Origin of the sequence: Streptomyces sp. NPDC048352 (assembly GCF_040651895.1) — a bacterium.
In the GTDB taxonomy this organism is placed as follows: domain Bacteria; phylum Actinomycetota; class Actinomycetes; order Streptomycetales; family Streptomycetaceae; genus Streptomyces.
Map to the genome: position 1 here is coordinate 62,889 of NZ_JBEZKZ010000029.1, position 19,431 is coordinate 82,319.

Consider the following 19,431-nt stretch of genomic DNA (forward strand, 5'->3'; position numbering starts at 1 on the left):
GCGGCGGCAGGGATGTTCGGGCTCGTACTCGGGCGGGGAGTGGAAGGATCCGGGTGGTGGGCCGGGCGGGCGGGAACGTGGGGGGTGAGCTCCGGCTCAGCTCTCACCGGCGGCATCCGCTTCCGGCCACCAGCTGAGGTAGCGCTCGCCGCTGTCGGGGAAGACGGTCGCCACGACCGCGTCCGACAGGTCGTGCCGGCGGGCCAGTTCGAGGCAGGCGTACGCGGCCGCGCCCGAGGAGATCCCGACCAGCAGCCCGGTCCGGGCGGCGATGGCGCGGGTGGTGGCGGCGGCGTCCGCGTCCTCGACGACGATCACCTCGTCGACGAGGTGCACGTCGGTGACGGGGCTGATGAAGCCGCCGTTGAGGCCGGGGATGCGGTGCGGGCCGGGCTCGCCGCCGGACAGCAGCGCGGAGCCCGCCGGTTCGACGGCGACCACCTTCAGGTCCGGGTTGCGCTCGCGCAGGTAGCGGGCGCAGCCGGTGAGGGTGCCGCCGGTGCCGATCCCGCAGACGAGGTAGTCGACGCGGCCGCCGGAGTCGCGCCACATCTCGGGGCCGGTCGTCGTGTAGTGGGCGAGGACGTTGTCGGGGTTCTCGTGCTGGCGCGCGTACCAGGAGCCCGGGATCTCGGCGTGCAGCTTCTCGGCGTACTCGACGCAGGCGGCGAAGCCGAGGGCGTGGTCGGTGAACTCCACCTCGGCACCCAGCATGCGCAGGGTCAGCAGACGCTCCCGGGAGGCGTTGGAGGGCATGACGATCAGACAGCGGTAGCCGCGGGCGGCGGCGAGCGCGGCCAGGGCGATGCCGGTGTTTCCGGAGGTGGACTCGATGACGGTGGCGCCCGGCTGGAGCGCGCCGGACTCCTCGGCGGCCCGCAGCATGAACAGGGCGGCCCGGTCCTTGATGCTGGACAGCGGGTTGGCCGCCTCGAGCTTGGCGAGGACTCTGGCGGTGGCGGGCAGGCCGTCGAGCTGGAGCCGGAACATCGGCGTGTCGCCGACGAGATCCTCGAACGATGCCGCGATGCGGCGGGTGGTGCGCGCGTGGTTCACGTGCCTACCCCTTTGGTGCTGGACGTGCGGTCGGTCCCCGAAAGGTAGCCAGCCGCGGTCGCGCGCCGTTGGTGCCCGCCTCGGGCGGAACTCGGGTTCCGCTCGGGCACGGTGCGCCGAGGGGTCCGGGGTCCGTCCAAGGCGGGCGGGGGGCGGCAGCGCCGTCAGCGGCGCAGGCCCGCCAGCTTGTCGGGGTTGACCTGGATGCGGATGTTGCGCAGCAGGCCGCCCTGGAGGTCGTAGGTGAAGGAGCCGATCGGTTCGCCCTCGCGCAGGACGAGGACGCCGAGTTCGCCGTTGATGACCGCCGTGGTGACGGTGACCCCGGCCATGGCGGGCTTGGTCAGCACACCGAGCAGGAAGCGCGCCACGTGGTCGGGCCCGTGGAGCGGCCGGCGGCCGGCGGTGACCTTGCCGCCGCCGTCGGACCAGGCGGTGACGTCCGGGGCGAGCATCTCCAGGACGGCGTTCAGGTCTCCCCCGGCGCAGGCGCTCAGGAAGCGCTGCGTGATCCGTTCGCGCTCCGCGCTGTCGGAGTCGTAGCGGTGGCGGCGCTGCGCCACGTGTGTGCGGGCGCGGTGGGCGATCTGGCGGACGGACGGCTCGGGGCGGTCCAGGAAGCCGGCGATCTCGGCGTGCGAGTAGCCGAAGGCCTCGCGCAGCACGAACACGGCGCGCTCGACGGGGGCGAGCGTCTCCAGGACGACCAGCATCGCCGTGGAGACGCTCTCGGCGAGCTCCCGCCCGTCCGCGACGTCCGGCGCGGTGAGCAGGGGCTCCGGCAGCCAGGGGCCGACGTACTCCTCGCGCCTGGCCCGGGCGGAGGTGAGCCGGTTCAGGGACAGGTTGGTGACCGCGCGGACGAGGTACGCCTTGGGGTGGCGTACCTGCGACCGGTCGGCCTTGTTCCAGGTCAGCCAGGCGTCCTGGACGATGTCCTCGGCGTCGCTGACGGTCCCCAGCATGCGGTACGCGGTGGCGAACAGCAGCCGGCGGTGTTCGTCGAAGGGGTCCGTCGCGGGTTCGGTCGTGATCACCGCTCGATTCTGCCCGGCGGCCCGCGCGCCCGGCCACCCCGTACCGGCCACCGTGCCCGGCCCGGCCTCAGCCGAGGGTGTTCACGCGCTGGTCGTGGAGGTCGTAGCGGGCTGCCGCCACGGCGAGCTTCCCGGCGGACACGGCCCGCGCCAGGTCGGGTTCGGCGGCGAGCCGGTCGCGGACGCTGCGGGCGTGGGCGTCGATGGTGGCCCGCACCCGGGCCTCGCCGTGCCGGCTCCGGTCGATCGAGGGGCGTATCTGGTCGGCCAGGTACTGGATGTGCGCGGGGAGCCGCTCGCCGGTCTCGTCGGCGTGGACGGCCGCGCCGACGGCTCCGCAGGACTGGTGGCCGAGGACCAGCACCAGCGGGATCGCCAGTTCCAGGACCCCGTACGCGACGCTGCCGAGCACCGCCTCGTCCAGCACCTCCCCCGCCGAGCGGACGGTCAGCAGGTCGCCGAGGCCCTGGTCGAAGACGAGCTCCGGCGGGACCCGGGAGTCCACGCAGCCGAGGACGATCGCGAAGGGGCTCTGCCCCTTGGTGAGCCGCAGCCGGGTCGACGGCGACTCGTCGGGGTGCTCCTGGCGGTGGGTGCGCCAGCGCCGGTTGCCGGCGGCCAGCTCGCGCAGGGCCTGCTCCGGGGTCGTGGGACGGGGCCCGGTGGCGGGCGCGGGCTGGGCCGCGGAGGCCGGGAAGGCGGAGCCGAGGGCGAGGACGGATCCGGCGGCGGCCGTACCGGCCACGGCGGTGCGCAGCAGGGTGCGACGGCTGGTGGAACTCCCCTCGTCCGCCGAGGCGTTCGCTGAAGAGATGTGCGACGGGCGCATGTTCGAAAGCATGCGCGACGGTATCCGGCTTTGCCTTTTCTTGATCAATGCATGTAAATCGAATGACCGGAATCAGCTCTCCGGCGGCTCAAACCGCCCCGGTGAAGACGTGTGTTCCCACGACGGCCACTCGCCCCTCGCTACGGATCACACAGGTCCCGGACCCGGGCAGCAAGGCCGCGTCGTACGGGCCGAGTCCGGCGCCGGTGCCCGGGGAGCCGGGCCGGTGGAGGGTGGCCGGACCCTCCAGGGCGACGACCAGCAGGGTCTCGCCGGGCAGCGCGGCGAGGGCGAGTTCGCCCCGGACGACGGCGCTGCGGGCCCGCACCCGCTCCCGGTGGTACATCACGTTGAAGTTCACGACGGGGCCGCCCAGCAGCCGGCACTCGGTCGCCCGGTCTCCGGGGAAGTGCCGGGGCGCGTACCGCTCGTCCACGAGCCGGCGCACGCCCCCGACCGTGAGGTCCATGCCCGCTCCCTCCGCCAGGGTGAGGATCCGGTCGACGCCGGGAAAGCGGGAGAAGGGCCCGTCGGCGTCCACTTCGGCGAGGCTGACCCGCCAGGCGAAGTCGTCGGTCCCGGCGCCTTCGGGCCAGGCGGCGATCTCGCGGGTGACCCCGCCGCCGTTCTTCCACGGCGCGGCCCTGCGGTCGGCGGCGCGCAGAATCCGGATCTCGGCGGGGCCGGGCATGGCGGGGGGGTCCTTCCCTGGGGTCCGTACCACCCGGCGCGGTACGGACCCGGGCGGCAGGCGCCGAGCCTATCGGGGAGGCCTCAGCAGCCGGTGGACCAGGTGTGGGAGCCGCCCTGGTCGTTCGCGCCCGCGTCGTAGCCGACTTCCTGCCCCGGGGCCAGGCAGAGGGTGACCCGGCCCAGCAGCCCGCGCCCCGCGTACACCTTGACGTGGTCGGCGACGCCCGCGCCGGAGACGCCGTGGTTGGCCCAGGAGGAGTCCTGCTTGTACATGTCGCCCTCCCACCAGTGGTCGTCGCCGCTGTGCTCGATCTTCATGCCGTCGAAGTCGGCGTGCGTCCAGACGCAGAAGTAGCCGCTGCGGCAGTCCGCCGCCTCGGCGGCGGCCGAGGTGGCGAGGACCGCGCCGGTGGAGAGCAGCGCGGCGGCGAGGAGGGAGGTGAGGCGCTTCATGCGGGTGGGTTTCCTTTCGGGGGCGGGGTGTCGAGCACGGTGGTGGCTTCGGTGAGGGCGTGGGCGCGCAGCCGCTGCCAGTCGGCGATCTCGGCGCGGTGGCGCGCCCGGACCTCGGCGAGGTCCCGGCGGGTGCGGGCGGCCTCGGGCTCCAGGTTGTTGACGACGACCGAGGCGCGGAACCAGCCGGGCTGGTCCCCGTAGAGCCGCTGCTGGGCGGCGGCCAGGCAGCCGTCGGTGTGGGCGCGTACGACGTAACCGGTGGGCAGGGCGAGCGACAGCTCGGCCGGCCCCGCGCCGAAGAGCGCTTCGCTGACCCGCCGGTCGTCGCTGCCCGGCGGCCGGCCCGGCCCGGGGCTGGGCGGGACGAGTCCCTGACGGACCAGGCAGGCGTCGGTGAGGCGCCGGGTGGCGGCCTTGATCAGCTCGTCGGGATCGCCACCGGGCCCCGGGCCGGCAGCGCCGCAGCCCGTCAGGACCGCGCAGGCCAGGACGGCGACGACGGCCAGCGGTACGGCGCGGACGGCGACGACGGGCAGCCGTGCGGCGGCGGCCTTCGGCCGAGCGGCCGGGGCCGGGTGACGGCCCGTCCGGGGCCCGGCCTGTTCCTTGATCACAGCCATGCTGTCTAGCCGCCGGAACCCGCCCGGCGACAGGCCGGGGGGCTCCGGCTCACCCGACTGGGTGCGTGTTTCACCCGGCGAAACGTTTCCGCCGGACCGGGTCCGCCGGCCCGGCCCGCCGGGGGTGGTTCAGCGCAGGATGCCCGCCTGCCGGGCCGCCCGCAGCCAGGAGGGGAACTCCGACAGCAGCCGGTCGTACAGGTCCGGGTCCGAGACCCTGTCGATGTCGTCGACGGCGAAGAAGCCGACGTTGTCGACGCGGCGCCCCGGCATGGTGTCGAAGCGCTCCAGCACGCCGAAACCGGCCCGGCCGAGGCCGACGAACTGCCAGAACACCGGCTCCTCCACGGCCGCGCGCAGCTCCCGCTCGATCTCGTCGTTGCGGTACACCCCGCCGTCGGAGAAGAAGAGGACCAGGGTCGGGGCGGGTACCGGATGGGCGCGCACGAAGGCCCGTACCTCCGCGATGACCTTCTGCTCCTCGTTCTGGAAGCCGACCTGCCGCATGTCGACCTGGCCGGGGAGCAGCCCCTTGGCCGCCTTCTTCCGGCCGAAGAGGCTCATCTGGCCGATGCGTACGTGCAGGCGCAGCCACTCCGGCAGGTCGCCGATGGCGAGGTCGGGCAGCCGGGCCGGGTTGGTGGCGAAGGTCCAGGCCTGCATCTCGCCGTCGTCGTCGAGCTGCGCGGCGACGGCGGCCATCCGCTCCACCACGTTCGCGACGGTGCCTCGGGCGTAGAGCGTGCTCATCGAACCGGAGGCGTCGAGGACGAGGACCACTCGGGCGGTGACCCCCTGGGCCCCGGCCTTGCTCAGGCTGACGGCGACCTGCTTCTTGCGCAGCGACAGACGCCCCCGCATGTCCGGCGGTAGCCACTCCTCACCCTTGACCAGCCGTACGACCGCCTCACCGGCGGGCGCCGGCGCCGGAGCCGGTGCCGCTGCCGGTTCCCTGCGTGCGGGCCGGGCGGGGGCCGGGGCGGGCGCGGGGGGAGCCTGAACGGGCGCGGGAGCCGGAGCGGGGACGGCCGGCGGCGGGGGTGCGTCGTCCACGGTGATGCCGTAGTCCGTCGCCAGTCCGGCGAGCCCGCTGGCGTACCCCTGGCCCACCGCCCGGAACTTCCACGCGCCGGCCCGCCGGTACAGCTCTCCGCTCACGAAGGCGGTCTCGGGCCCGGCCTCCATGTCGAAGCGGGCCAGTTCGGCGCCGGAGCCGGCGTCGAGCAGCACCAGGTGCAGCCCCGGGACCCGGCCGAAGGAACCGCCGTCCGCGGAGGCGCAGAGCACGACCCGTTCGACGTCCCGCTCCAGGGCGGCGAGGTCGACGTCGAGGGTGTCCGCGCCGGGCCTCTTGCCGAGGTGGCGTACGGCTCCGGAGGCATGGCGGGGCTGGTTGTAGAAGACGAAGTCCCCGTCCGTGCGGACGCGTCCGGTGGCCGCCAGGAGCAGCGCCGAGGCGTCCACGTCGGGGACTCCCGGCCCGGCGGACCAGCCGAGCACGGCTCTGACGGAGGTGGCGGCGACCGGGAGGTTGGCGCCTTTGCTCATTGTCGTCACGCCGCACAGTCTGCCCGGTGCGCCCGCGCCACGGGGGCGAACGGGCGGAGAAGGCCGGTGCGCGCACGCGGACGGGGCCCGCACCGTCGGTGCGGGCCCCGGTGTTCGCTCAGGGGCGAGCGGGAGTCGGCCCGAGGCTCAGGCGGGCACGATGTTCTCGGCCTGCGGGCCCTTCTGGCCCTGGGTGACGTCGAAGCTCACCTTCTGGCCCTCCTGCAGCTCGCGGTAGCCCTGGGTGGCGATGTTCGAGTAGTGGGCGAACACGTCGGCGCCGCCGCCGTCCTGCTCGATGAAGCCGAAGCCCTTTTCCGCGTTGAACCACTTCACGGTGCCGGACGCCATATCGATTCTCCTTCGGGGCCGTACCCGGACCCGCACTGTGCGGCCCCGGCGTCGCCGTGTTGATTGACCCCGTCCGAAGATCTCTGGGAACCACACCTGCAACTCCCTGCACCGTAGCACAGGGCTACCGGGTCGGTGCGGAACGTTACGTCGACCGGGTGTACGGATCAGCCGCGGAACGCCTCGTCACGGACGGGCGAGGCCTCGGCCAGGGCCCGGGTGACGGCGTCGACGCCGCCGCGCAGGCCGTAGACGGGAGTGCCGGGCTACTGGCGCCAGGACTCGTCCAGGCCGCCGGCCCGCCGTGCGTCCGCAGGGGCCCGTACGGGTGAAATCCGGCCGTTTCGCCCGCGGCGACAACCGGTCGGCGCCGGATCCGCGTCATCCAGGGCAGGGCCGGCGACCGTACCGGCCCGCAGTCAGCACGGGGAAAGGTACCGATCGATGCCCAAGCTCCCGACCACGCGCGCCATGTCCCTCGCCCTCGCGGCCACCGCCGGGGCGGCCGCCCTCTCCTTCGCCCTGGTCTCCACCACCTCCGCGACCGCCGCCGCGCCGCAGTCCGTCTCCGGCAGCCCGGAGGGGGCGTTCACCCGGATCGCCGACTTCTACGGCGCGTACGTCGACGCCGTGTACGACGGCGACGGCGCGACGGCCGACCGGCTGCGCTCCTTCTACCTCTCCGAGTCCCTCCAGCGGGAGCTGGCGCAGTGGGAGGAGGCCCACCACGCCAACGGCGTGCTGCGCGCGCAGAACGTCCCGCTCCAGTGGAAGGTGACCTCCACCGGCAGCGGGACGGGCAAGACCAACGCCACGGTCACCCTGACCTGGGGCGGCGGTTCCACGACCCGGATCCACGTACAGGCCGACCTGGAGACGAAGAAGCTCACCTCCATCACGGACTGACCCGGCCGGGCGCGGGAGGGGCCCGCCGGACGGCGGGCCCCTCGGCGCGGCTAGGCCGTCTCTAGGCGCCGCTCGCCCGGAGCATCTCCTCGCGCTCCACGATCTTCACGCGCTCGCGGCCCTGCGGTTCGCCCAGCGCCTTCTCCGCGGCGTCCAGCTCGTACCAGCCCTGCCAGGTCGTGTACCGGACCTGCCTCTCGGCGAGGAAGGCCTCGACCGCCTCCGGCTCGGGGGTGGCGGGGGTGAGCAGACGGCCTTCGGCGTGGTCGGCCAGCAGGTTGGCGACGGTCTCGTTCGCGTCGCCCTTGGTGTGGCCGATCAGGCCGATCGGGCCGCGCCGGATCCAGCCGGTGACGTAGGTGGAGGCGAGGTGCTCGCCGTTCTCGACGACCCGGCCGCCCTCGTCGGGCACCGTGCCGGACTCCACGTCCCAGGGCAGCTTGGGCAGTTCGTCGGAGAGGTAGCCGACGGCCCGGTAGACGGACTGGACGTCCCAGGTGGTGAACCGCCCGGTGCCCCTGACGTTGCCGGTGCCGTCCAGCTCGGTGCGCTCGGTGCGCAGGCCGACGACCTTGCCGTCCTCGCCGACGATCTCGGCCGGGGACTCGAAGAAGTGCAGGAACAGCTTGTGCGGGCGGTCGCCGATGTCGCGGATCGCCCAGTTCTCCAGGGTCTTGGCGACCATGTCCGCCTGCTTGTTGGAGCGGCGGGTCGTGATCGAGCCCTCGTCGTAGTCGATGTCCTCGGGGTTGACGATGACCTCGATGTTCGGCGAGTGGTCGAGCTCGCGCAGCTCCATCGGGCTGAACTTCGCCTGCGCCGGGCCGCGGCGGCCGAAGACGTGGACCTCCAGGGCCTTGTTGGCCTTCAGGCCGTCGTAGACGTTCGGCGGGATCTCCGTGGGGAGCAGCTCGTCGGCCGTCTTGGCGAGGATGCGGGCGACGTCGAGGGCGACGTTGCCGACGCCGAGGACCGCGACCTTCTCGGCCTCCAGCGGCCAGGTGCGCGGTACGTCGGGGTGGCCGTCGTACCAGGAGACGAAGTCGGCGGCGCCGTAGGAGCCGTCGAGTTCGACGCCCGGGATGCCGAGCGCGCGGTCGGCGGTGGCGCCGGTGGAGAAGATGACGGCGTCGTAGAAGGCGTGCAGTTCGTCGAGCGAGATGTCGGCCGGGTAGTCGACGTTGCCGAAGAGGCGGACCTGCGGCTTGTCGAGCACCTGGTGCAGGGCGGTGATGATGCCCTTGATGCGGGGGTGGTCGGGGGCGACGCCGTAGCGGATGAGGCCGAAGGGTGCGGGCATCCGCTCGAAGAGGTCGATGGACACCCCCGGGTCGGCCGCCGCCTCGGACTTCAGCAGCGCGTCGGCCGCGTAGATACCGGCGGGGCCGGCACCGACGATTGCTACCCGCAGAGAGCGAGGCATGAGTGGGTTCCCTTCGACCGACAATCTGACTGATCAAGGAAACCCTAAACTAAGGCGACCCTTACCCGGCACCCGCCCCCTGGTTATGCCCCCATAACCCGGCCTTATGGCTTACCAAAGCCTGACTTTTGACTGACGGTGCCCGCTCAGGCCTCGTACTCGGTGAGGTCGATGCTGTAGAGGGTGACGCGCGCCCCGGTCCCCGGGTCGTCGGTCTCCCCGTCCTCCCCCATGCCGAGCTTGCGGATCACGTTCGCCGACTCGTCGTTGCCGACCCGGTTGACGGCGACGACGCGGTCGAGGCCGCGGTCGAGGGCGAACTCCAGGACGGCCTGGGCCGCTTCGGAGGCATAGCCCTGACCCCAGAAGGGCCGGCCCAGCCGCCAGCTGATCTGCACCTGGTGCCGCGTCTCGGGCAGGTCGTCCGCGGCGGACAGCCCTACGGCGCCGATCAGTTCGCCGGAGGCGAGGAGCTCGACGGCGAACACGCCGAAGCCCTCGTCGTCCCACTCCTCCTCCCACCGCTCGATGGCTTCGGCGGTCTGGTCCAGGTCGAGCTCGGAGCCGTCACCGGTCCAGCGCATCACGTCCGGGTCCGCGCCGATCTCGGAGAGGGGGACGAGGTCGTCGTCGGTCCAGCGGCGGAGCAGGAGGCGGGGGGTGCGGATCTCGGTCATGCCCTCATCCTGCCCAACGGTGCCCCACCAGGGGTAATCGGGCCCGTCCGGTCGGGCCCGTCCGGTCGGGCCCGTCCCGCTCAGGGCACCGTGATGGCGTCGAGCTTCGCCCGCAGGTAGACGTGCGAGTCCACCGGCTCGTGCGCCACCCGGCCGACCGGCGCGGGCAGGGACTCGACGCGGGTGTGCGCGTCGCACTCGTAGAAGTAGACGAGGGAGACCAGCTCCTCAGCCGGGGCGTGGGCGGGCGGCGGCAGTACCTGGTGGCGGCCCGCCCGCCAGCGGTCACCGGTCCAGCGGGCCAGCAGGTCGCCGATGTTGACGGTGAGCGCCGCCGGGTGCCAGGGGGCGTCCTGCCAGCCCCCTTCGTCGGTGTGGATCTGGAGCCCGCCGGCACCCGGCTCCCGGTCCAGGACGGTCACCGTGCCGAAGTCGGTGTGCGGCCCGATGCGGAACTGGCCGGGCAGCGGAGCACCGACCGCTTCCGTGCCCGGGTACCAGTTGAGGTTGAACCCCCAGGTGGGGTGGCCGGTGTGCCGGGTGAAGTGGTCCTCGGGCAGGGCGAGCGCCACCGCCAGCAGCTCCAGCAGTTCGTCGGAGAGCGCCCGCATCGCGGTCAGGTACTCCGCCACCAGCGGCCGCAGCCGCGGCACCTCGGCGGGCCAGGCGTTCGGCCGGAACCACTCGGCGTCCACCGCGGGCACGCCCGTCGGCTCCTCGGCCGCGCAGGACCAGGACTCCTTCAGGTCGGGGGGCGAGGCCGTCCCCTCCGCGTAGCTGTTGGCCTCCGCGCCGGGGCCGAGCCAGCCGCGCCCGCCGACGCTGACCGCGTACGGCTCCTTCGCCTCCGGCGGCAGCCGAAAGAAGGCGCGCGCGGCCTCCCGGATCCGGGCGGGCAGCGCCGGGTCCACCCCGTGCCCGGTGACCAGCAGGAAGCCGGCCGCCTGGAGGGCCTCGTCGACCCGGGCGGCGATGCGGGAGCGGGCGGCGCGATCGCCGGAGCGCCACGGGCCGAGGTCGATGACGGGAACCTGAGCAGTGGCCATGGGGACCTGCCTTCCGGGAGGGGCCGGGCGTCCGGCACCGAGCGTAGGGGGTCAGGGGCGTTCGAGTCCGCTGCACGGGGGCGCGTAGTCCAGATGGGGCAGGTACGCGGACCACTGCGCGCGCGTGATCCGCGGGCCGGTGTGGGCGCATGCCCCCGCGAGGGCCCGGTCGAGGTCGGTGGCCGCCAGCCGCAGGGTGCTGTCGAAGCCGCCGGAGGCCAGGGCCGTCCCGTCGGGGCTGAAGGCGACCGAGCCGACGGCGGTGCCGTGCCCGGCGAGGGTGGCCAGCGGGCCCGGCCGGGCGCCCCGGGGCACGCTCCACAGCCGTACCGTGCGGTCGTCGCTCGCGCTGGCGAGGGTGCGCCCGTCGGGGCTGAAGGCCACCGCGCCGACCACGTCGGTGTGCCCGGTCAGGGTCGCGAGCGGGGCCGGCCGGCGCGGGTCGCCCACGTCCCACAGGCGTACCGGGGCACGTCCTCCCCCGGCGGAGGCGAGGGTGCGCCCGTCGGGGCCGAAGGCGACGGAGAACACGGTGGTGTCGTGGCCGGAGACGACCGCCAGCGCGGCCGGGCGGGTGCGGTCGGAGACGTCGGTGAGCCGGACGGTGGCGTCCTCCCCGGCGGTGGCGAGGACGCGGCCGTCGGGGCTGAAGGCGACCGCGCGGACGGTGTCCCGGTGTCCCGTGAGCCGCGCCTCCTCGGCCGGCTGCCGGGCGGGGCCGCCCACGTCCCACAGGTGTACGCCGCCACCGGCTCCCGCGGTGGCCAGGGTGCGGCCGTCGGGGCTGAAGGCGAGGGCCCGCACGTCGCCGCCGGGCGCGGCCAGTTCGGCGGACACCGCCGGGCGGGCCGGGTCGTTCACGTCCCACAGCCGTACGCTCCCGTCGGCGCAGGCGGTGGCCAGGGTGCGGCCGTCGGGCCGGTAGGCCACGGCGCGCAGGTCTGCCGGGTGGCCCGGCAGGACGGCCACCGGGGTGGGCCGGCCGGTGCCGTGGGTCTGCCAGAGGCGGGCGGTGCCGTCCGCGCCCGCGGTGGCGAGCTGGCGGCCGTCGGGGCGGTAGGCGAGGGCGGTGACGGCCTTGCCGTGGGCGGGGACCGAGGTCATCAGGGTGGACAGCAGGCCGTCCCGGGTCCGGGCGGTGGGTGAGAGCCGGTAGGCCGTCAGGCCCAGCTGGACGGCGAGACCCGGTTCCGCGGGAGTGCCGGTGTCGGCGGTGGTCAGGGCGGCGGCGGTCTCGGCGAGGTTCCGCGCGACGGCGTCGTTGCGCTGCCGGGTGACCTCCTCCCCGGCGCGGACGGCGTTCACGGTGGCGAGGGCGGCCACCGCCGCCAGGGCGGCGAGGGCCGCGACCAGGCCGCGCAGCCGGCGGGTGCGGCGGCGGGCCGACTCGCCTGCGGCGGCCTCGGCGGCGGCGGAGGCTTCGAGGAAGGCGCTCTCCCCGGCGCCGAGTACGAGCGTGCCGCCGGCCGTGGCCTCGCGGGCCAGGGCGAGCGGGATGCCGCGTAACAGGGCTCCCGGGTCGCGTCCCACGGCCTCCCAGGAGCGGGCGGCCGCGGTGAGCTGCCGGTGGCGGCGCAGCCGTTCCCGGTCGTCGGCGAGCCAGCCGCGCAGCCGGGGCCAGGCACGGATGAGGGCCTCGTGGGTGAGTTCGGCCACGCCCTGGTCCAGGGTGATCAGGCGCGCTGCGGCGGCCCGGGCGAGGACCGTACGGGTGTCGGCGTCCTCTCCCAGTTCCGCGCGCGCCACGGGCCGTTTGGTGTCCTCGGTGCCCTCGCCGAGGGCGATCAGGTGCACGAGGATCCGCCGGGCCAGGCGCTGCTGGGGCGCGGAGAGCGAGGCGTAGAGGGCCTCGGCGGACTGGGCGAGGGCCCCCTCGAACCCGCCGGCCGCGTGGAAGCCGTCCAGGGTGAGCGCCGCGCCCCGGCGGCGGCGCCAGGTCTCCAGCAGGGCGTGCGAGAGCAGGGGCAGGACGCCGACCTGGCCGTGTGCCCCGGCCACGAGGGTGGCCTGGAGGCTGCCTTCGACGGTCAGGCCGGCCCGGCGGGCCGGTTCCACGACGGCGCGGCGCAGTTCGGCGGCGCTCATGGGGCCGACGACGACCTGGGCCTCGCGCAGCACTTCGACCAGCGGGCGGTGGCGGGTGCAGTGCGCGTAGAAGTCGGCGCGCACGCCGAGGACGACGCGGCAGCCGGAGCCGGGGCGCCGGGCCGCCGCCACGAGGGCGGAGACGAACCGGGAGCGCTCGCCGGGGTCGGCGCAGACGGTGAAGACCTCCTCGAACTGGTCGACGACCAGGACCCGTTCCGGCCCGCCCGGGTCCTCGTGGCGGGCCAGGGCCCGGCGGAGCCGGTCGAGGGGGTGCGGGCCCGGGGTGAGGACGCCGACGGCGGGTGCCGGGGCGCCGACGCGCAGCCGCGGCAGCAGCCCGGCGTGCAGGAGGGAGGACTTGCCCGCCCCGGAGGCGCCGACGAGGGCGACGACGCGGTGCCGGGCCAGGGCGTCCACGAGGTCCTCGACGAGGCGTTCGCGGCCGAAGAACAGGCCCGCGTCCTCGGCGCGGAAGGCCGCGAGTCCGACGTACGGCGCCGGCTGCGCGGCCGTCCCGCCCGGACCCGCCCCCGTGCCCGCGGGGTCGTTCCCGGGTGCGCCGGCGGCGAGTCGCGCGGCGGCGGCGTGCCAGCGGCGCTCCCACTCCCCCTGGTCCCCTCCGCAGGCGCGGACGTAGGAGAGGGTGACGTCCAGGCTGGGCAGCCGGTGCCCGGCGGCGGCGCCCGAGAGGGTGGCGACGGAGTAGTGGGCGCGCGCGGACAGGTCCCGGTACGGCGGCGACCCGGCCTGGTGGCGCAGTCGGCGCAGTGCGGTGGCGAACTCCAGCAGAGGCCCGTCCTCCCCTTCCAGCGGACGTTCCTTGCGTGCCATGCGCGGCCCCTTCCAGCTGGCCCCTTTTCTGCCTTCCGGGGTGGATTGTTCAGCAATTGTTTGTTCACTTCCAGGGCGCCGACGGCGAACAACGCAGGGCGGCTACACCTGACTCCGGACGGCGGCGGCCGCGTTCGGCGAAGGCGCCGCGCACACCGGAAGGAGAGGGGGTTACCGCGGATGAGGCGAGTACGGGGGTACCTGCGGCGGCGGCGCCGGGAGCGGGGACGGGCACGGCTGGGGCCGGCGGCGGCCGCCCTGGCGGCGGCACTGGCCGTCACCTCCCTGGCGGGCTGCGGGGAGCGCGGCCCCGCACCCCCGGCGGGCCCGGCCCGGGAGCCGAGCGCCGCCCAGTCGCGGCTGCTGGAGCGGGCCGAACGGGTACTGGTCGCCCGCTGCATGGCGGAGCGGGGCTTCGAGTACGCCGCCACCGGGCCCCCCGAGGCGACGCCGGAGCGGCGTTCCTTCCCGTACGGGCTGGACGACGTGGAGTGGGCCCGGGCCCACGGCTACGGCGGCCGCGCCGAGCGCGCGGCCGCCGAGGCCCGCCGGGCCGATCCCGACCAGCGGTACTTCCAGCGGCTTTCGGCACGCGAGCGGGCGGCCGCCCGGACCGCGCTCATGGGCGCGGCTCCCGTGGGCCTGAAGGCCACCACCCCCACCGGCATGACCCTGACCGCCAGCACCGACGGCTGCCTCGCCCGGGCGCAGCGCGCGCTGTACGGCGATCTGGCCGCCTGGTTCCGCGTCAAGGTCGTCACCATGAACCTCCGTCCCGCCCAGGAGGAGCGGGTGCGCCGGGACCCCCGGTACGCGGAGGCGGTGGGGCGGTGGGCGGCCTGCATGCGGGCCGCGGGCCGGCCCTACGCCTCCCCCGACGACTCCCGGCGGGCGGCGGCCGCCCTCGCCGAGGACGCGGCCCCCGGCGCCGACGCCGCCGAGACCGCCCTCGCGGTCACCGAAGCGACCTGCGCGACGGCCACCCCGCTGGCGCAGGTCTCCCGAGCTCTGGACCGGACCTACGGCGAAGAAGTCCGCACGCGCCACCAGGACGAGATCGCCCTCAGGCGAAGGCTCCAGAACGACGCGCTCCCGAAGGCGGAGCGCGTCCTGTCCCAGCACACCGCACGCCCTTCACCCGCCCCGACATCCGGAGGTCCTCATGCGTAAGTTCCGTACGACCGTCCTGGCCTGCGCGCTCGCGCTGCCCCTGTTCGCCTTCCCCGCGACCGCGACCGCGGCCGCGGCCCCCGCGGAGGTCTCCGACGCCTCCGGCGTCGCCGCCGACGGCAACTACTGGGTCTGGGCGGACACCAACCGGGGCGGCCCGGCCTGCGGCTGGAGCGGCAACGACTCGGACTGGCGCACCTGTGGCGCCGGCAACAACTACAACATGAACGACCGGGCCTCGTCCTGGTGGAACAACGGCTACTCGGGCGCGCTGGGCGACGTCCGGGTCTACGAGAACATCGGCTACGGCGGCGCCTCCACCTGCGCCCCGAACGGCTCCGCGGGCAACATCCCGTGGGAGTGGAACGACCGCATCTCCTCGCACAAGTGGGTCACCCGCTGCGGTTTCTGACCCCGGCCACCTGACCGGGGCCTCCCGGGACCCGAACCCGGGAGGCCCCGCGCGGCCGCGAGGCCCCCGGACCGGTCCGGTCAGTCCGGCAGGGCGGTGCCGCAACGGGAGCAGAAGCGGGCGCCCGACTCGGTGGAGAGCCGGCCGCACTCCGGGCAGACCCGGTGCAGCAGGCAGGCCGTCTCGCCGCCCTCGCCCCCGGCGGAGCCGGCCGGACGTTCGGCGGTGCCGATGCCCATGCCGGGGCGCCGGGTGTGGACGGTCAGGTACGTCAGCCCCTGCGGGCCGGCGGTCAGCGAGCGGCGGGCGCCGCGCGGCAGCCAGCAGGCCGTGTGGGGGCGCAGCCGGAGCGTGCCGTCCTCGGTGTCGATCCGCCCGCCGCCCTCCACCACGACGAGCATGACGTCGAGGGCCGGCTCGGCGTGCTCGGCGATGGCCGCGCCGGGGCGCAGCCGGATCAGGTTGGAGTCCAGGCCGCGCGCGGTCCCGGTGAGCCGCCACAGGGCGCCGGTCGCGTCGGCGGGGGCCGCGGCGATCACCGCGTCGAGGTCCGTGAGGATCCCGGCGAGGTGCGGTTGCGTCGTCATGCTGGTCCTTCCCTGCCTTGAGCACGTGCCCCCGCAGTCATACACGACGGCGGGGGGCCCGGCGGCGCGATCCGCTCTTCGCGCTCCCGCGTGCGCGCTCCCTACCCCGCGCCCGCCTCCCGCGCCCCGGCCGTGCGCTCCCTGCGGAGCCGCCCCCGCCGCTTCCGCCGCGCGGGGGGCGCGATAGGGTTTGTGTCCGGATTGCGTCGGCCTCACCCGGACCGGACGCGAGGCCCGGCCGGAGGTCGATCACCGTCCCGGCGCGGCCGCTCCTGCCTCCTGCCTCCTGTCCCGCCCGTACCGGAAATCCTGCCCCGTATGCACTCGAGCACCACCACCGCCCCCTCCCCCACTCCCGCCGCTCCTGTGCCCGCCGCGGGCGGGCGGCTGATCACGCCCCGGGCCCCGGCCCGGCCGAGCGCGGCCGCCGCCTTCCACAGCGTCAGCGCCGCCACGACCGTGCTGCTGGGCCTCGTGGCGATCGGCGCCATGATCCACGAGCCGGTGCTCATACCCCCGCTGGCCGCGAGTGCGGCCCTGGTGCACAGCGCGCCCACCCTGCCGCTGGCGCAGCCGCGCGGGGTCGTCATCGGCCACCTGCTGGGCGCGGCCTGCGGCTTCGCGGTCCTCGCGGTGGCGGGCAGCAGTGCCTGGGCGGCGGCCGTGGCGGCCGGGCTCACCCTGGCCCTCCTGACGCTGGCCCGCACCCCGCACTCCCCGGCCGTGGCCACCGCCGTGATCACGGTGCTCCAGACGCCCGCGCCGGCCCGCTTCGTCCCCCTGCTCTTCGGGTCCACGGTGCTCCTGGTCCTCACCGGCTACGCCGGGTCCCGCATCCGCCGCACGGCGCCGAGGTACCCCGCCTACTGGTGGTGACCTGCGGGCGCGCCTGCGCGGTGGCGAGGGGGCCCGGACGCTACTCCTTGTGCTGTGGAAATTTCTACGAAGGACGTCTTCGGGGCCCCCTGCTGGGTGAGTCTGATGGCCCGCGACCTGGAGGCGTCCCAGCGCTTCTACGGGACGGTCGTGGGCTGGACCTTCCGCCGGGCCCGGCTCGGCTCGGCCTTCTCGGTGGCGGTGCTGGACGGCGTACCCGTGGCCGGGATCGGGGCGCTGGCCACCGATCTGGCGGTGGCGGTGGCATGGACCCCGTACTTCGCGGTGGACGACGTCGACGTGGCGGCGTCCCGGATCCGCGAGCGCAGCGGCACGGTCGCCGTGGGCCCGGTCTCCTTCCCCGGGGGCGGGCGGGCGGCGCTGGTCGCCGACGTGGACGGCGCGGTCTTCGGGGTCTGGCAGGGGCCCGTCTCCGCGGGCTGGCGGGTGGGGCTGGGCCCCGCCCCGGCCTGGCTGGAGCTGCGGACCAGGAACGCCTTCGACGCCGCGCTGTTCTACGGCGAGGTGCTGGAGTGGGCCACGGGCCGGCCCGGGTGCTGCGAGGTCTCCTACGAGGAGGAGCAGGTCGTCCTGCGGCAGGGCGGGGAGCCGGTGGCCCGGCTGGACAGCGGCCCGGTGGAGCCGGGCGGGTACATGCCGCACACCCGGCCCCGCTGGCACGTGCACTTCCGGGTGGCGGACCTGGACTCCGCCGTGGAGGCCGCCCTCGACCTCGGCGGCCGCACCGTCTCGGTGATCACCTGCGACGGTACCGAGCGCTCGATCATGCTCCGTGACCCGGACGGCGCCCTGTTCACCCTCACGGAGCGGGTCGCGCCGCCCGGAGCGGTGGGCGGCGGGGCCTGACCGGCCGGCTCGCCGGCCGCCCGGCTTCTGGGGAGACTGGTCCGGAGGAGGTGCGCATGGACCCGGTGGCGGCGCTGGACCGTATCGCGTTCCTGCTGGAGCGCGCGCAGGCACCGACGTACCGGGTACGGGCTTTCCGTACGGCGGCGGCGGCCGTGGCGGACATGGGCGGCCGGGAAGCGGCCGAGCGGGCCGCGGCCGGCTCGCTGGAAGCGGTCAAGGGCATCGGGCCCAAGACCGCCCAGGTGGTGCGCGAGGCGCTGGCCGGCGGGATCCCGGAGTACCTGAGCCACCTGGAGGAGGAGGCCGCGGCCGTGCCGCAGGGGCCTCCCGCCTCACCGGCGGCCACGGCGCTGCGCGCGGCCCTGCGCGGGGACTGCCATCTGCATTCGGACTGGTCGGACGGCGGGAGCCCGATCGAGGCGATGGGGCGCGCGGCCGCCGAGCTGGGGCACGAGTGGGCGGTGCTGACGGACCACTCGCCGAGCCTGAAGGTCGCCCGGGGCCTGTCGCCGGAGCGGCTGCGCGAACAGCTGCGGGTGGTGGCGGAGCTGAACGAGGCGTGGGCCCCCTTCCGGCTGCTCACCGGCATCGAGTGCGACATCCTCCTCGACGGCTCGCTCGACCAGGAGCCGGAGCTGCTGGACCAGCTCGACCTGGTGGTGGGGTCGGTCCACTCGAAGCTGCGGATGGAGTCCCCCGCCATGACGCGCCGGCTGCTCACGGCGGTGCGCAATCCCCTGATGGACGTCCTCGGCCACTGCACGGGACGGCTGGTGACCGGTCGGACCCGCCCGGAGTCCACCTTCGACGCCGAGGCCGTCTTCGCCGCGTGCGCGGAGTCCGGCACGGCGGTGGAGGTCAACAGCCGCCCCGAGCGGCTGGACCCGCCCCGGCGGCTGCTGCGCCTGGCCGTCGCGGCGGGCACCTTCTTCGCGGTCGACACCGACGCGCACGCCCCGGGCCAGCTGGACTGGCAGATCCTGGGCTGCGAACGCGCGGCGGAGTGCGGGGTGCCGCCCGACCGTGTGATCAACACCTGGCCGGCGGACCGGCTCCTCGCCTGGACCCGCTCCTCCTGAGGCGTGTCGTCCGGACCGGGACGGGGCCCCGCCCGTACGGGCGGGCCGGCCTCAGCCTTCCGTGCCCGGCGGCGGGCGGCGGTTCTTCAGGGCCAGGCCGGCCAGGACCGCACCGACCCCCGCGCCGAGCACGGCCGTGACGCCGGACCAGGCGTACGGCCCGCCGAGCGCGGCGCCCAGCGGGTCGTAGAGCACCACCCCGCCCACGACGTGCAGGGTGACCACGCAGAGCGCGGCCACGGCCGCCGCCCGCCAGACCGCCGGGGTGTCGCGTACCGCCAGCAGGGCGCCGAGCTCCAGGCACAGCAGGGACACCGCCAGCGGCGCCAGGCCCTCGGGGGCCGGGGGCCGCGCCGGGTGCGCGGGGAGGTGCAGGACGCCGCACAGCAGCAGCACGGCGGCGGTCGGCCGGCGCAGTACGTGGCGCAGCGCGCCCCGCGCCGGTGCCGCGGCGGGTACGGGCCCGGCGGCCGAGGGGGCGCGGAGCCCGTCGCGGTCGCCGTGGTCCGCCGCCGCGAGGGCGCTGGGGTCGTTCATCGGCAGCTCCGTTCGCCGGCGCGGGTCCGCACCCCGCGCGCCGGTCCTCGTGCGCCACGGGAACACCGCACGTTCTGCCACATTGAGCGCCTCCGGCCGGGCTTGCGCCATCCGGGGCGGGCAAACGGGCGGCTTCCGCGGCGTGTCCGGGGCGCCGCACATGACACGCCGCGGCCAAGGCGGCCGGGGCCGGCGCGGGCGGTCCACAGTGGCGGGGTCGACGCGTCGAGGAGGGGTGTGTCAGCCGTGCCGGACCCCCGCCCCGCCCGCCGCGGGCGCCTCCACCGCAGGGTGCTGGGCGCGCTGGCGCCCGCGCTGGCGCTGCTCTGCGCCGCCGGG

20 protein-coding genes and 1 pseudogene are annotated in these 19,431 nt (G+C 75.4%); 6 read left to right on the plus strand and 15 right to left on the minus strand.

From position 1 onward, the window contains the following. Window positions 1-96: 96 nt before the first annotated feature. The 9 genes and pseudogenes from AB0D45_RS17395 to AB0D45_RS17435 all read right to left on the minus strand — a co-directional run. Window positions 97-1,056 (minus strand): cysteine synthase family protein, encoded by a 960-nt coding sequence (locus AB0D45_RS17395; protein WP_361605263.1) that lies wholly within the window; start codon window positions 1,054-1,056, stop codon window positions 97-99. A 164-nt stretch (window positions 1,057-1,220) separates the two neighbouring features. Beyond that, window positions 1,221-2,093 (minus strand): RNA polymerase sigma-70 factor, encoded by an 873-nt coding sequence (locus AB0D45_RS17400; protein WP_362459685.1) that lies wholly within the window; start codon window positions 2,091-2,093, stop codon window positions 1,221-1,223. A gap of 67 nt (window positions 2,094-2,160) precedes the next feature. Further along, window positions 2,161-2,922, minus strand: a complete 762-nt coding sequence (locus AB0D45_RS17405) for a carbonic anhydrase (RefSeq protein ID WP_362459688.1) — start codon at window positions 2,920-2,922, stop codon at window positions 2,161-2,163. A gap of 88 nt (window positions 2,923-3,010) precedes the next feature. Continuing rightward, the gene (locus AB0D45_RS17410) at window positions 3,011-3,613 is read right to left on the minus strand and encodes a HutD family protein (RefSeq protein ID WP_362459691.1); all 603 of its coding nucleotides are present in this window, start codon (window positions 3,611-3,613) and stop codon (window positions 3,011-3,013) included. An 83-nt stretch (window positions 3,614-3,696) separates the two neighbouring features. After that, complete coding sequence (locus AB0D45_RS17415) at window positions 3,697-4,068, minus strand: peptidase inhibitor family I36 protein (RefSeq protein ID WP_361605275.1); 372 nt, start codon at window positions 4,066-4,068, stop codon at window positions 3,697-3,699. Beyond that, window positions 4,065-4,691: a hypothetical protein gene (locus tag AB0D45_RS17420; protein WP_362459694.1), complete on the minus strand. Its 627-nt coding sequence runs from the start codon at window positions 4,689-4,691 to the stop codon at window positions 4,065-4,067. Before AB0D45_RS17420 ends, AB0D45_RS17415 begins: the two co-directional genes overlap by 4 nt. 129 nt (window positions 4,692-4,820) lie before the next feature. Beyond that, entirely contained in the window at window positions 4,821-6,239 is a 1,419-nt protein-coding gene (locus AB0D45_RS17425; RefSeq protein WP_362459728.1) for a VWA domain-containing protein, read from the minus strand. A 147-nt stretch (window positions 6,240-6,386) separates the two neighbouring features. Further along, on the minus strand, window positions 6,387-6,590 hold the full coding sequence (locus AB0D45_RS17430) for a cold-shock protein (RefSeq protein WP_361605278.1): 204 nt from the start codon (window positions 6,588-6,590) through the stop codon (window positions 6,387-6,389). 167 nt (window positions 6,591-6,757) lie between these two features. Next, window positions 6,758-6,889 (minus strand): annotated as a pseudogene (locus AB0D45_RS17435) (NADP oxidoreductase); the annotation flags it as partial. A gap of 145 nt (window positions 6,890-7,034) precedes the next feature. On the opposite strand from AB0D45_RS17435, the gene AB0D45_RS17440 reads away from it, so the two are divergent. Further along, the gene (locus AB0D45_RS17440) at window positions 7,035-7,496 is read left to right on the plus strand and encodes a hypothetical protein (RefSeq protein WP_362459697.1); all 462 of its coding nucleotides are present in this window, start codon (window positions 7,035-7,037) and stop codon (window positions 7,494-7,496) included. A gap of 61 nt (window positions 7,497-7,557) precedes the next feature. On the opposite strand, the gene AB0D45_RS17445 is transcribed toward AB0D45_RS17440, so the two are convergent. From AB0D45_RS17445 to AB0D45_RS17460, 4 genes are all read right to left on the minus strand, one after another. Further along, on the minus strand, window positions 7,558-8,919 hold the full coding sequence (locus tag AB0D45_RS17445) for an FAD-dependent oxidoreductase (protein WP_362459700.1): 1,362 nt from the start codon (window positions 8,917-8,919) through the stop codon (window positions 7,558-7,560). 146 nt (window positions 8,920-9,065) lie between these two features. Then, window positions 9,066-9,596 carry a GNAT family N-acetyltransferase gene (locus AB0D45_RS17450; protein WP_361605290.1) on the minus strand — a complete coding sequence of 177 codons (531 nt, stop codon included), beginning with the start codon at window positions 9,594-9,596 and terminating at the stop codon, window positions 9,066-9,068. A gap of 80 nt (window positions 9,597-9,676) precedes the next feature. Then, window positions 9,677-10,642 carry a 2-oxoglutarate and iron-dependent oxygenase domain-containing protein gene (locus AB0D45_RS17455; protein ID WP_362459703.1) on the minus strand — a complete coding sequence of 322 codons (966 nt, stop codon included), beginning with the start codon at window positions 10,640-10,642 and terminating at the stop codon, window positions 9,677-9,679. Window positions 10,643-10,693: 51 nt separating this feature from the next. Further along, a complete protein-coding gene (locus tag AB0D45_RS17460) occupies window positions 10,694-13,561 on the minus strand; it encodes a hypothetical protein (protein ID WP_362459706.1) in 2,868 nt (955 codons plus the stop codon). Window positions 13,562-13,741: 180 nt separating this feature from the next. Between AB0D45_RS17460 and AB0D45_RS17465 the strand changes: the two genes are divergently transcribed. Both AB0D45_RS17465 and AB0D45_RS17470 read left to right on the plus strand, forming a co-directional pair. After that, a complete protein-coding gene (locus AB0D45_RS17465; RefSeq protein ID WP_362459709.1) occupies window positions 13,742-14,731 on the plus strand; it encodes a hypothetical protein in 990 nt (329 codons plus the stop codon). Continuing rightward, complete coding sequence (locus tag AB0D45_RS17470; protein WP_362459712.1) at window positions 14,724-15,143, plus strand: peptidase inhibitor family I36 protein; 420 nt, start codon at window positions 14,724-14,726, stop codon at window positions 15,141-15,143. The genes AB0D45_RS17465 and AB0D45_RS17470 overlap by 8 nt, the downstream gene beginning before the upstream one ends. Window positions 15,144-15,223: 80 nt before the next feature. Here AB0D45_RS17470 and AB0D45_RS17475 read toward each other — a convergent pair whose 3' ends face one another. After that, window positions 15,224-15,730 carry a hypothetical protein gene (locus AB0D45_RS17475; RefSeq protein ID WP_361610839.1) on the minus strand — a complete coding sequence of 169 codons (507 nt, stop codon included), beginning with the start codon at window positions 15,728-15,730 and terminating at the stop codon, window positions 15,224-15,226. Window positions 15,731-16,048: 318 nt separating this feature from the next. On the opposite strand from AB0D45_RS17475, the gene AB0D45_RS17480 reads away from it, so the two are divergent. The 3 genes from AB0D45_RS17480 (at window position 16,049) to AB0D45_RS17490 (ending at window position 18,555) form a co-directional block, all read left to right on the plus strand. Further along, window positions 16,049-16,606, plus strand: a complete 558-nt coding sequence (locus AB0D45_RS17480; protein ID WP_362459715.1) for an HPP family protein — start codon at window positions 16,049-16,051, stop codon at window positions 16,604-16,606. Window positions 16,607-16,711: 105 nt separating this feature from the next. After that, window positions 16,712-17,473 carry a VOC family protein gene (locus AB0D45_RS17485; RefSeq protein ID WP_362459731.1) on the plus strand — a complete coding sequence of 254 codons (762 nt, stop codon included), beginning with the start codon at window positions 16,712-16,714 and terminating at the stop codon, window positions 17,471-17,473. Between the two features lie 56 nt (window positions 17,474-17,529). Continuing rightward, window positions 17,530-18,555, plus strand: coding sequence for a PHP domain-containing protein (locus AB0D45_RS17490; protein WP_361610836.1), 1,026 nt, complete (start codon window positions 17,530-17,532; stop codon window positions 18,553-18,555). Window positions 18,556-18,606: 51 nt separating this feature from the next. On the opposite strand, the gene AB0D45_RS17495 is transcribed toward AB0D45_RS17490, so the two are convergent. Continuing rightward, a complete protein-coding gene (locus tag AB0D45_RS17495) occupies window positions 18,607-19,092 on the minus strand; it encodes a hypothetical protein (protein WP_362459718.1) in 486 nt (161 codons plus the stop codon). Window positions 19,093-19,431: the final 339 nt, after the last annotated feature.